At 52.5% G+C, this 11,938-nt stretch carries 13 protein-coding genes and 1 riboswitch; of the genes, 7 read left to right on the forward strand and 6 right to left on the reverse strand.

All coding sequences use genetic code 11. The features are described from left to right. Positions 1 to 2 precede the first annotated feature (2 nt). Positions 3 to 515 (reverse strand): precorrin-2 dehydrogenase/sirohydrochlorin ferrochelatase family protein, encoded by a 513-nt coding sequence (locus NZD86_RS04725; protein WP_268045341.1) that lies wholly within the window; start codon positions 513 to 515, stop codon positions 3 to 5. Between the two features lie 173 nt (positions 516 to 688). Between NZD86_RS04725 and NZD86_RS04730 the strand changes: the two genes are divergently transcribed. From NZD86_RS04730 to NZD86_RS04745, 4 genes are read left to right on the forward strand one after another with little or no spacing between them, the layout of a single operon-like run. Continuing rightward, positions 689 to 1,396 (forward strand): phosphoadenylyl-sulfate reductase, encoded by a 708-nt coding sequence (locus NZD86_RS04730; protein WP_268045342.1) that lies wholly within the window; start codon positions 689 to 691, stop codon positions 1,394 to 1,396. Positions 1,397 to 1,447: 51 nt separating this feature from the next. Beyond that, on the forward strand, positions 1,448 to 3,142 hold the full coding sequence (locus NZD86_RS04735; RefSeq protein ID WP_268045343.1) for an NADPH-dependent assimilatory sulfite reductase hemoprotein subunit: 1,695 nt from the start codon (positions 1,448 to 1,450) through the stop codon (positions 3,140 to 3,142). 16 nt (positions 3,143 to 3,158) lie between these two features. Continuing rightward, positions 3,159 to 4,625, forward strand: coding sequence for a uroporphyrinogen-III C-methyltransferase (gene cobA / locus NZD86_RS04740; RefSeq protein ID WP_268045344.1), 1,467 nt, complete (start codon positions 3,159 to 3,161; stop codon positions 4,623 to 4,625). After that, positions 4,622 to 5,380, forward strand: coding sequence for a sirohydrochlorin chelatase (locus NZD86_RS04745; protein WP_268045345.1), 759 nt, complete (start codon positions 4,622 to 4,624; stop codon positions 5,378 to 5,380). The genes cobA and NZD86_RS04745 overlap by 4 nt, the downstream gene beginning before the upstream one ends. A gap of 95 nt (positions 5,381 to 5,475) precedes the next feature. Here the strand turns inward: NZD86_RS04745 and NZD86_RS04750 are convergent, their stop codons facing one another. Next, positions 5,476 to 5,760, reverse strand: coding sequence for a HesB/YadR/YfhF family protein (locus NZD86_RS04750; RefSeq protein ID WP_268045346.1), 285 nt, complete (start codon positions 5,758 to 5,760; stop codon positions 5,476 to 5,478). 206 nt (positions 5,761 to 5,966) lie between these two features. Between NZD86_RS04750 and NZD86_RS04755 the strand changes: the two genes are divergently transcribed. Beyond that, the gene (locus tag NZD86_RS04755) at positions 5,967 to 6,431 is read left to right on the forward strand and encodes a hypothetical protein (RefSeq protein WP_268045347.1); all 465 of its coding nucleotides are present in this window, start codon (positions 5,967 to 5,969) and stop codon (positions 6,429 to 6,431) included. Positions 6,432 to 6,478: 47 nt separating this feature from the next. Here NZD86_RS04755 and NZD86_RS04760 read toward each other — a convergent pair whose 3' ends face one another. The 3 genes from NZD86_RS04760 to purU all read right to left on the reverse strand — a co-directional run bounded on the left by NZD86_RS04760 (position 6,479) and on the right by purU (position 8,749). Beyond that, positions 6,479 to 6,856, reverse strand: coding sequence for a hypothetical protein (locus NZD86_RS04760; RefSeq protein WP_268045348.1), 378 nt, complete (start codon positions 6,854 to 6,856; stop codon positions 6,479 to 6,481). A 97-nt stretch (positions 6,857 to 6,953) separates the two neighbouring features. Then, positions 6,954 to 7,850 (reverse strand): GNAT family N-acetyltransferase, encoded by an 897-nt coding sequence (locus NZD86_RS04765; protein ID WP_268045349.1) that lies wholly within the window; start codon positions 7,848 to 7,850, stop codon positions 6,954 to 6,956. A 38-nt stretch (positions 7,851 to 7,888) separates the two neighbouring features. Further along, a complete protein-coding gene (purU, locus tag NZD86_RS04770; RefSeq protein ID WP_268045350.1) occupies positions 7,889 to 8,749 on the reverse strand; it encodes a formyltetrahydrofolate deformylase in 861 nt (286 codons plus the stop codon). 137 nt (positions 8,750 to 8,886) lie between these two features. Here purU and NZD86_RS04775 point away from each other — a divergent pair, with 137 nt between their 5' ends. Then, the gene (locus NZD86_RS04775; protein WP_268045351.1) at positions 8,887 to 10,125 is read left to right on the forward strand and encodes a cytochrome P450; all 1,239 of its coding nucleotides are present in this window, start codon (positions 8,887 to 8,889) and stop codon (positions 10,123 to 10,125) included. Between the two features lie 152 nt (positions 10,126 to 10,277). On the opposite strand, the gene NZD86_RS04780 is transcribed toward NZD86_RS04775, so the two are convergent. Continuing rightward, positions 10,278 to 10,700, reverse strand: a complete 423-nt coding sequence (locus NZD86_RS04780) for a PaaI family thioesterase (protein WP_268045352.1) — start codon at positions 10,698 to 10,700, stop codon at positions 10,278 to 10,280. A 312-nt stretch (positions 10,701 to 11,012) separates the two neighbouring features. Beyond that, positions 11,013 to 11,091, forward strand: a riboswitch (cyclic di-GMP riboswitch). Positions 11,092 to 11,162: 71 nt separating this feature from the next. On the opposite strand from NZD86_RS04780, the gene NZD86_RS04785 reads away from it, so the two are divergent. Next, positions 11,163 to 11,882, forward strand: a complete 720-nt coding sequence (locus NZD86_RS04785) for a cysteine hydrolase family protein (protein WP_268045353.1) — start codon at positions 11,163 to 11,165, stop codon at positions 11,880 to 11,882. Positions 11,883 to 11,938 lie beyond the last annotated feature (56 nt).

The following is an 11,938-nucleotide window of genomic DNA, read 5'->3' on the forward strand; positions in this document are numbered from 1 at the left end:
ACTCATTCGTTCCCCGCTCCCAAACCTTTGCCCCTTAGATGCTCCAACTGTTCGTAGAATCGCCGCCCTCCGTCTGCGAGGTCGGCTTCCAATGCTTCGCGTAGCGCTTTCGTCGTGGAAGGTGACGCACCCAGCGTGGAGATGGCAATGTGAACGGATGGTTGCTCGACGACGGACGGAACAATGAAATCGCAGGCGTCGGGATTGTCGGCTACGTTCACCCACACTCCTTGACGTTTTGCGTCGTCCGTCACGCGATCATTCACCTCACGCACATTGGTTGCCGCAAAGACGAGCTGTGCACCGGCGAGATCGGCAGCCTGATATTGCCGATCACGGTGGACAATCACACCCTGTTCAGCCCATTCCGCTAAAGTCGCTGTTAAATCCGGACTCACAACCGTCACTTTGGCACCGGCTCGGACGAGTTTGCCGATTCTTCGCTCGGCAACTTTGCCACCCCCCACGACGAGACAGGTTTTATTTTGGAGATTCAGGAAAGCCGCAAAATACATGATGAAGCCTCCAATTCCGTTGAGTTGACTTGAACGAAAAGTTCGGGTTGTGGACATGAATTCCTGGTCTGGGATTAAAGTTTCGCAATTCTCGTTGACATTGCGCTTCCCCAGTATTATATTCTCCCCAAGGTTAATTACCGAAATGTTTATCGGAATTTGGGGTGAAATGGTTGGACAATAATCTCGTACTGACCGCTCAGGAAATCGAAGAGTTGGCAGAACGCTTTGAAGCAGCGTCGCCACAGGAAATCATAGAGGAAGCGCTAAGGCGTATACCCAACCTCACTTTTGCGTGCAGTTTTGGTGCGGAAGACGTTGTTCTGCTGGATATGTTGATGAAGATCGACCGGACGGCGAATGTTTTCTATTTGGACACAAATGTCTTGTTTCAAGAGACATACGACTTACGGGACAGAGCGGTTGAGAAATATGGCATCCCGAACTTGCGCCAAGTCCTGCCTCTGCTCACCCTTGAAGAACAAGCGGCGAAACACGGGGATGCGTTGTGGAAAAGAGACCCGAATCAGTGCTGCAGCATCCGCAAGGTGCAACCGTTACAACAGGTGTTGTCGGAATACGATGGCTGGATCACGGGCATCCGTCGCGATCAAGCACCAACCCGCGCCAATACTCGCGTGTTTGAAGTCGATTCAAAGTTTGGGCTCGTCAAAGTTAACCCGCTTGTTCGCTGGACGGAGGGTCAGGTGTGGAAGTACATCAAGGAGAATGAGGTTCCGTACAACCCGCTTCATGACCAAAACTATCCAAGTATTGGCTGCCTGCATTGCACCAAGCCCGTGAAGCCAGGTGAAGACCCACGGAGTGGACGTTGGGCAGGTTTTGACAAGACGGAATGTGGTTTGCATCCAACTGCTTGATGACCAAGCACGAAGCTGTTCATTTCTCATGGTCTAGTGAGGTGAAAAGGGATGGGGCAGGAAGGTAAGCTCTCGAAGATCGAAATCATCAAACGCAACAGCAATTATCTTCGTGGGACGATTGTCGAAGCGCTTCAAGATGGTACCAGTCACTTTTCGGAAGAGAATATCCAAGTTCTGAAGTTCCATGGGACGTATCAGCAAGATGATAGGGACCTTCGTCGTCAATTGACGAAGGAAGGCAAGGAACGAGCCTACTCGATGATGATTCGAGCTCGGATCCCCGGCGGCGTCTTGAGTGCCGACCAATATCTCCAGTTTGACAAGTTGGCGGACGATTACGGAAACGGCACGATGCGGATCACGACACGCCAGACGTTCCAACTCCACGGGATTCTCAAAGCGAATCTAAAGGAAACCATCAAAGGGATCAACGAAGTTCTCATCACTACCCTCGGTGGCTGCGGGGACCAGGTGCGCAACACGGTATCCTGTGCTGCACCACACGAAGGTCCGTTCTATGACGCTGTTCGCCAAGACTTGCTGAAGTTGGTCGATGCGACGTCGGCGAAGACGAACGCGTACCACGAAATATGGCTTGACGGCGAAAAGTTGGATCTGTCGGACGGAACAAGTCCTGAAGATCCCCTTTACGGTGAAGCGTATCTCCCGCGCAAATTTAAAATTGCCTTTACGTATGAGGGGGATAATTGCTGCGACGTATATTCGAACGACATCGCCATTATCGCGCATCGTGACGGCGACGAGGTCGAGGGCTACACGCTGGCTATTGGCGGTGGAATGGGGCGCACGGCAAGTGATAAGCACACGCACCCTTTCTTGGCCCAGGCGTTTTGCTTCGTCAAACCGGATGAGCTCATTGAAACATGCCGTACCGTCATTTCCATTCAACGGGACTTCGGTAACCGTGAAAATCGGAAATTCGCACGAATGAAGTATCTCGTTCAGGAGCGTGGGATCGAATGGTTCCGTACGGAAGCAGAGGCCCGACTCGGTCATGCTCTCGCGTTGCCACGGGAGATCGAGTGGAAGTCCGCGCATGACCACTTGGGACGGATGAGCGGCGCGAACGGTCAAGTTCACCTCGGCTTCTTCATCGAAAACGGCCGGATTCACGATACGGAGAGCATGAAGCTCAAATCCGTACTCCGAGACATCATGACAACATATCAACCTGGCGTTCGGATGACGACCCAGCAGAACCTCATTTTGACCGGGTTGACTGAGGAGATGGCAAGCGAGATCGAAGGCAAACTTCGAGACGCTGGCGTGAAATTGGTTGAGGAACAAACCCCAGTGCTCGTGCACTCCATGGCGTGTCCATCCATGCCCACTTGTGGACTCGGTATCGCTGAGTCTGAACGTGCGTTGCCGGCCATTGTGAGGAAGTTTGAGAGTGCGTTGGCTGAGTTGGGACTGCGCGACGAGCCGATTTCCATCCGTATGACCGGGTGCGCAAATGGTTGTGCGCGTCCGTATATTGCCGAGATCGGCTTTGTTGGGCGTGTCATCGGTAAGTACGATTTGTTCTTGGGTGCCAGCGCTGAGGGAACCAGGACGAACCAACTATTTCGTGAAATGGTTCCCGCAGAGGAACTGGTCAGTACAGTGTATCCCATTTTGAAAGCGTTCCGCGAAGAACGCCTTCCGGCCGAAACGTTTGGCGACTATTGCAACCGCGTGGGGATTGAGGCCTTGCAGGAGCGATTTGTACCTGTTTCGTGAGGAGGGGTGAGATGCGATGGCAGATGGAACGGTGTTCTTAGTCGGTGCGGGACCTGGTGACCCAGGACTGCTCACAATCAAGGGGAAACGATGTCTCGAAGCGGCAGATGCCATCGTCTATGATCGACTCGCCTCTCCACGGCTGCTCGCGTACGCAAAGCCGAATGTTGAACTCTACTATGTGGGGAAATCGGCGGACGATCACACCCTGTCTCAAGAAAATATCGAACAACTTCTCGTTTCCCTGGCGAAGCGCGGGCTGAACGTCGTCCGCTTGAAGGGCGGCGATCCGTGCGTCTTTGGTCGAGGCGGCGAGGAAGCTCGTACACTTTCTGAAGCGGGTATCCGCTTCGAAGTGGTACCGGGCATCACATCCGCTGTCAGTGTACCAGCGTACGCAGGAATCCCTGTCACGTACCGCAACGTGTCCCCGTCGTTTACTGTCGTCACAGGGCATCTTTGTGACGAGGGAAGCGGGATCGACTGGGATGCTTATGCGAAGGCTTCGGGAACGCTGGTCATTCTCATGGGTGTCCGACAGTTACCGTCGATTGTAACGGGACTCCTCACTGCGGGAAAACCAGGGGAGACACCCATTGCTCTGGTACGTTGGGGCACGCGAGCGAACCAGGAGACCCTTGTTGGCACACTGGCGGACATTGTCGGCAAAGTTCGGCAAGCGAAGTTTAAGTCACCGGCTGTCATTATTGTCGGGGACGTTGTCAAAGAGCGTGCAAAGCTCGCCTGGTACGAGCAACTTCCACTCATGGGCAAACGGATTTTCCTCGCGGCGAGCACGCGTTCGGAAGTTGAGCGAATGGCAGAAGCCGTTGAGGTCTTGGGTGCAGAAGCGTTTGTTCTCAGCACGGAACAGATCACAAAGGCGTTGAACGATGGCTTTGCGGCGATTCTGCAAATGTTGGATAAACCGGACGCGCGATTTGGTGTGTATTTTCAGTCGCCACTCGCGGTGGATCGATTCTTCAGGCATTTGAAGATGAAGCGGATGGATTTGCGTCGTCTCGCCAATGTTTGTTTCGGAGCCGCGAATGAGACTGTTGCATCGGCCCTTGAAACGTATGGGATTGTCGCAGATGGGGTTGGCACGCAAATTTTCATGAACTCCACAGTGACACTGTGGTGGTTCGAGGAACAGACTGGGTTGACCACCGGATCGATTCGGGCCAACCAAGGCCTTAGTCGCGAATTGACCGTGCATCCATTTCGTCCTGTCGGGGAGCAGCGTTTCTCTCCTTGGATTAGCGTCGCACGCGACTGGTTGGCGGGCGGAGCGGATGTTTTGTGGTGTGCACCGGGATCGGAAATCGTTGAGAACGTACTGAAACCCGAGTTTGCGAGCCTCGCTTCAGCGGTGCGTGTCGAGGAAAGCTTAGAGTCGATGGATGCGGAGGGGTTCCCTTCAGTCCTCGGCGACTTGTGGTGGAGTGCGGCGTCTGTCATGGCGGCGGTCGGTGCCCTGTGACAACGGGCGTTTTGTTCATCGGCCACGGCACACGACGACAACACGGTGTCGATGAGTTCCTTACATTCGTTCAGCAAGTGTTGTCGCAAGTCGACTCGACACCAGGCCTTGTTTTTGGGTACGCTTTTCTCGAACTACAGTCACCAGATATTATCGAAGGAATTCGGACGATGGCCAACCAAGGTGTGACCCGCATCGTCTGTATTCCTTTGTTTTTATTTGCGGCTGGACACATAAAAGAGGACATTCCCGTAGAACTCGCTCGGGCCAACGAGCAATTCCCAGATGTCACGCTTCATTTAGGCGATCCGTTCGGCACGGAACGGGAAATGATGGATGCACTTTTTACCCGAGTCATGGACTGTTTCTCGGATCCGTCGGCTGGGGTCGGCATTCTGCTCCTCGGTCGAGGCAACAAGGATAAGTCAGCACAAGACGCGTTTATGCAAGTGGCGAGAGATTTACACAGTCATTTTCCGGGATCGACAGTTGATGTTGGATTCCTGGCTGGCACGGGCACGGCCATGGAGAGCGGTTTGGATTCACTTGTGGACCGAGGCGTGCGTTCACTGGTCATCATGCCGTATCTTTGGTTTAGTGGGTGGTTAACGGACACGTTGCCGAGGCGTGTGGGCCTTTGGAGAGAAGAGCACCCAGACGCGGACGTACGCATTGCACGCCACCTCGGCATTCATCCTCAGATAGTAAAGTTGGTTGCCAGGAGAGTCGCGAAAGCGCTAGACGTTCTGACATGAATGGGTTGCGCAATGAACAACGGCACAGGTTCTGGAGGTTCCATCACTGGATTTCCAGGTTCTGTGCCGGTTTTTTTATATACGTGATAGACCGCTTAACGGACGTCGAATGACAATTCGTCCGCTTGCGTATCGTAGCTGACATATACATCATGGCCGTCAAAATACCAGGCGTCCTGTTCCTTCACGAATACTCGAATGCCGTCACGCTCTGTAAGGGATGCCACGTCATCAGGTTTCTCCAGGGACAAAGTCAACGCGAATCCTGGTTGAGTCGCCGAATCTCCGTAGCGCGTCATGATGCGAACGGCGTCACCAGTTTGTAGTCCCCATTCGTCTTTGAGCCAGGCTGCTGCAGTTTCGTTAACATGAATGTCCAAGCAAAAACCTCCCTAGTGAAGTTTCTCTCTGTATTCGTGTCAAACATAACACAAACGGGTTGATTCTGCACCTGAATAAATCTGAAAATTCAATTTAAGTTATGCACAAATGGCTTTCACCACATAGGCATTTTATCCATATGCTACTTATATTTCGTCTATCAGTTTGAAACTATTTCATCAGAAGTTTAGGGGAGATTGGGGAAATGATCGACACAAGAGTCACTCAAGCACCATATGCGGAGGTATTGCACTATTTAAATCTAAGTATCAGAGCAGAACAGATATTTTGCTCCATCGTCACACAGATGTTATACATTCCGCAGTTTCAGAACCAGACTAGCCTCAAAACCGTTCACCGTGAAAACTACCAAACCAGTTATCACCGCAACACAGCCGCGGGCAACTTGATCCGATTAGAGGGTGGAGACGCGCAGAAAATTTTGGTGCTCATGACCATTGAGTGCTTCGTTGAAGTGCGGAAACACGACAAAGTTGCAGAGGCTGGACTCCGACAGATCACCGCATCGTCTGCGGAGGACAAATCATTGTTAGCGGTCGCATTTGAGTGGCATTCCATGCGCAAACGGTATTTAAGAGCAGCCGCTCGTACACTTCGCTCCACCGTCGGAGCCGATGTGTGGCAAGAAGGTGTGCAACTCGCCGAATGAAATGCGAAGAAGATGCCCGTTCTCGGGCATCTTCTTCAGCACGGGATTTACCAGACGTACGGTGCGCCGTAGCCGTAACCATAGTATCCGCCATACCCGGGATAACCGTAACCGTATCCGCCATATCCATAATACGGGGGACGGGACGCGAGTGCCCCCAGCGTCAATCCAGACAGCGCCCCAAAGGCAAAGAAACCCGCAGGTGAATAAACCTGGGTCAAGTCGCGGTTATCCTTCGCTTCGCCAAGCGTACAAAAGTTGGTGGAACGTGTCTCATATGAAGTGTGAGACACAGGCAGCAGATAAATGCCACGATCCGTCACATTTTGAAGGATTCCAGAATAGACCTGCCCGTTTTTGTGGTGCGCGTTCACGGGTCGCCCTAAGTAGCGCCTTGCAACAGGGTACAGTGGATGATAGGCCATCTTACCCCCTCCTTTCGCTCACCACACCATATGTCCTGTAGGCACTGAACGAAAGGGCTGGTGCCCCGAGGGGACAAACGCCTAAACGCCTATGGCCTCAACCCATTGCGGCGTCGAACAGGGCGAAGCGGCCCGTATTCGACAACGGTGGCAAGGAACCGACTCGTTCCATGAAGGGGGAAGTCCGTGAGGCGGTGAAGCCCGCTCGTTCCGCCGCCGACAATAGTTCCTTTGAGTCCGCCAGCATATCCAAATTCACTGGTCCGTGGAAATCACCAATGCAGGTTTCAAAAAGTCGTCTTGCATGGGCGGGCGTTTGCCCCAGCACCGGACCGATTCGAATTCGATCCCCTTCCAGCGCATAGACAATGGCTCCACCAAGCTCATCGAAGTTCGCTGTTGCCGTGATGATATAGGTGTCCAACGAATGACACAGACCTCTGTACAGTGTGGCGCGGTCCACCTGTGAGACTCGGCGGTCAAAGTCAATGAGGCACTGAAGATCCGCTTCGTCCATGTCTGACACGCGGGTGACCCGGTACACTCTAGTGTTCTTATCGACGATGGCAGGGTGCCCGTCAGCACCCGGAGATGCATTTCGACTAAGTCGAACGATCTCGCCTGTCACCTGAAACCCGTTCTTTCGATATAGCGGGTATCCCTCGTCCGTAGCGATTAGTTGAACCCGCACGTCACCCGCCGACATCGCGTGCTCCAACAGTCGTTGACCGATGCCACGTCGTTGGTACGCCGGATGGACGATGAGGTTTCCCACACCAACAATATCTTTCTGCCAAGGGAAGATGGTCACTGTTCCGGCCAATGTATTGTCATTGAAATAACCCAGTACTTGTCCCACCCGAAAGTGTAGCCGCAGTCGTTCCATTGGAACAGACCACCCAACGCGATCGATGAGTCGCATCACATCGTTAACGTGACCAGCATTGAGTTCCTCCACCCGCGATACGTTCACGCCGTCAACTTGGTTGTCCATTTGGCAGCGACCTTCTTCCAATTTAATTGGCCCGTCACTTATGCAAAGACGATGGTCTTGTTTCCGTGAACGATGACTTTGTCCTCCAGGTGCCATTTGACGGCCCGTGCTAGGACGGCCCTCTCGACTTGGCGTCCGGCGATACGGAGCGCTGATGCATTGTAGCGGTGATCCACTCGCGTGACATCTTGTTCGATGATAGGGCCTTCGTCCAAGTCTTCCGTGACATAGTGGGCTGTGGCTCCAATCAGCTTCACCCCGCGGTCATACGCCCGTTGGTACGGATTTCGACCAATAAACGCGGGTAGAAATGAGTGGTGGATGTTAATGACCCGTTCCCGGTAATGTGCGAGGAACGCGCCCGACAGAATTTGCATGTAGCGGGCGAGTACCACTAAGTCGACGTTACCCTCTAGAAGCTGCAACTGTTCGCGTTCGGCGCGGGTCTTGTCGGCGGGATCGACAGGGATGTAGTGAAACGGTATGCCGAGTGATTGAACAAGCGGCTCGGCATCTCGGTGATTGCTCACCACCATGGCAATGTCACATTCCAGTTGTCCGCTCTGCCACTCCCAGAGCAGCTCCTGCAGACAATGGAGCTCTTTGGATACGAACACAGCTACGCGTTTGCGTTGACGCGCGGGCGCATAGCGCCATTCCATCTCATAGCTTTTCGCAAGCTGCGAAAACTCGGAGCACAGTTGTTCTTCATACGTCACCAGTCCGTCTCTGTCAAACTCGATCCGCATGAACAGCGTGCCGCCTTCCACATCGGTTGAGTACTGATCAGACGCGGCGATATTGGCTTCACGGTCATACAGAAACTGGGCGACGGACGCGACGATTCCCCGTCTATCGGGACAAGCAATCAGCAAACGACCTCGGTTTTCGTGTATCATGGGTGCCCTCCACTGTCTTTATTTTCTAAGACTCTAGCGAACCTCTTGCTGTCCGTCAATTATCATATGATAAAATACATTCGTCTGTAAGTTCTGTAAATTTCCGATGCCGATGTTTGGGGAGGAGACATGAGGACTTGGAAGCAAACACCTTGGATATGAGTCTCATGATGGGGCAATTGCAGCGTGATCGATACGCGGTTTACGAAATGCTTCGCACCACGGCACCCGTGCTGGCCGAGCCGGGACAAACGCCATTCCGATCATTTACCACGTGGCACTTGACCCGGTACGACGATTGTTTGGCCGTCTTGCGCGACAACCGATTTATCCATGAGGCTCGAAAACACCTCGACGCGAGCCAATTTGGCGATCCCTCCCCTAACCACATGTCCCTGGCTAAGTCCCACCGAAACTGGATGCTGTTTCGCGATCCCCCAGATCACACACGACTCCGCAGTCTTGTCCAACGCGCATTCACGCCGAAAATGGTTGCAAGCCTCCGCCCTCGCATTGAGCAGACGACGAGCTTCCTCCTCGACGAAATGGCAGACAACACGGACGTCGATCTCGTCCGCACCCTCGCATATCCACTTCCCGTCGTCATTATTGCCGAGCTGCTCGGTGTTCCCATGCAGGATCGGGAACAATTTCGAGACTGGTCAAACGCGCTCTTTCAATCCCTCGATCTCATCGCCAACAACGAGACCTGGGACGAAGCCAGCCGAGCAGTCGAAGCATTGCGTGATTACTTCCGACAAATCGTCCAGGCGAGATCGATACAGCCCCAGAATGACCTCATTTCCGGCATGGTCCGCGCCCGCGACGAAAGCGAGTCGCTGTCCGAGGATGAACTGCTCGACAACTGCGTTCTCATGCTCGTTGCGGGACACGAGACAACGGTGAACCTCATCGGCAACGCCGTCTTTCTGATGTTAACCCATCCAGATCAACTGGCACTGCTCAAAGCGGACGCCACGCTTGTGCCTAACGCCATTGAAGAGGTGCTGCGTCTCGAGTCGCCCATCCAAGTGACGGAGCGGTTCGTCCGTGAAGACGTGGAACTCGCGGGCGTTACGATGCGAAAAGGAGACTACGTCAAGCCTTGGATCGGGTCAGCAAACCGCGATCCCAACAAGTTTCCGAATCCCAACCGTTTTGATATCACTCGAGAACCAGGCCGGCACCTGTCATTTGGCCAAGGCATTCACTTCTGTTTGGGCGCCCCGCTCGCACGGTTGGAGGGAACTGTTGCTCTGCAGATGTTGTTTGAACGGTTCCCGGATGCTGAATTACTTGGTGACGATGGATACGTTTGGAAGCCGTCGGTGCTGACGAGATCGCTGGAGCGGCTGATGTTGAAGTTACACGGCTAGGTGTGTCGATGGTGGGGCGGGGAATAGGCAGCTTGTGTAAGCATTTGGTGGACTCGACGCTCATGGATACCCGGGATAACCAAGTCGCGCCGCCACACTCCGATTTCTGCACGCCCAGCCCAGGCCCGGTCCGCCCCTTTCCGCAGTCCACACTACTGAGCCGCTTCAATCCCCATCTGCTCTTGCTTCTCTTTGGACAGAACGAGCATTTTTGCTTTTGAGGTCGCTTTGACCTCACCTTTGTCGCTGACGAGGCTGGCCTCGACAAGCAAGAGGCGCTTCGTGGTTTTGGTGGGGTGCGCTTCGACACGCACTGTTTCGCCGACTCTGATGGGCGACTTGAAGGAGATGTTGAGTTCGGCCGTTACCGTTACAAGTCCCATGTTCAGGGGTACGTATGCCGACGCTTCGTCGAGGATGGAGGATGTAATCCCGCCATGCTGGACGTTTGGCCAACCGATATGTCGTTCCTCACAGTGAAACTCAGCCCATACCGAATCGCCGTCTTGTTGGAATTTGATATGGAGTCCATGCGGATTTTTGTCGCCGCAGACAAAACAATAATCATAGCCCACGTTGTTCAGCCACCTTTGGTTCATCTAGTCTAGTATGTTTACATTTTCTATTATGCGGATGAACGACGTGGGACTGCAAATTTGGGCCTTCGGAATATCGTGTTGAGAATCAAGGAAAACAGAAATCAAAATTCCAACATGCCTTGGGCATTTAAGGGAGCACTGCATATTTACACATCTTAGGCTCTCCTTGTACTTAGTGACTGGGCTGAAGATTTCAAGAAATTTGCACATATCACTGAGAGGATCTCTGTTAAACTATCAAACATTGTCAAGGAAAGTCGATAGTCATATGATATTTATGGATGATGTATTTCGAAAAGGCAAACTTGGAGAAATTCCAGGACGCAAAACTTAGGGGCTAAGTAGAACGTATCCACTTATTACCATATGCATGCAAGCATTCGTCAGCGTCCGATTTAGAGTTTTTTTGATTTAAACATCAGAAGGTTCAAAAAGGTGATGATAAAAATAGAAAAATATAGCGTACCGACGTTGTACTATGAATTTGCTCCGGCAGGAGAAAGCAAAATTGCTCCTGACCCAAGAAAAACTGCCTTGTTGATTGTCGACATGCAAAACCAGTTTGTTAACAAGGATTACGGTGACGCAGACGATGCTAGAAGCAAAGGTATGTGGGATAAATGGGCGTATTTCTATAATCGCTTAGAAGAAATTGTGATTCCAAATAACAAAAAGTTGCTGGAGTATTTTCGCTCAAAAAAGATGGAGGTGACTTTTGGCCGGATCGCTTGTTTCCACAAAGATGGCCGTGACAGGTCACCCGTGCAGAGGCGACCGGGTTGGAACAATATCCTGCTGCCAATTGGCACGTATGGCGCTGAAATCATCGATGAATTAAAACCTTTGAGCGATGAAATTGTCGTAGAAAAAACGACTGACAGTGTGCTGATGGGAACTAACTATGAACGGATCCTTAGAAATATGGGGATTGAGTGGGTGGTGGTCACCGGGGTTGTCACCGACCAGTGTGTCGCTTCTACTGTGAGAAATCTCGCCGACGCCGGATTTGACGTCATTCTTGTCGAGGACTGTTGTTGCGCAGCTACCAAAGCCCTTCACGAGGCGGAAATCATGATCATGAACCAGATCTATTGCCGTGTGATGTGTACAGATGAAGTGATAGACCTCTTTGATAATCTTTCAGAAGCGAGCAAGTAGAGTGATCGAGTTGCCATACGGTCTTTTGCCTAAGCATTGTTTTTGGTAGGGTGCCA

The organism is Alicyclobacillus dauci (genome assembly GCF_026651605.1).
Taxonomy (GTDB): Bacteria; Bacillota; Bacilli; order Alicyclobacillales; family Alicyclobacillaceae; genus Alicyclobacillus; species Alicyclobacillus dauci.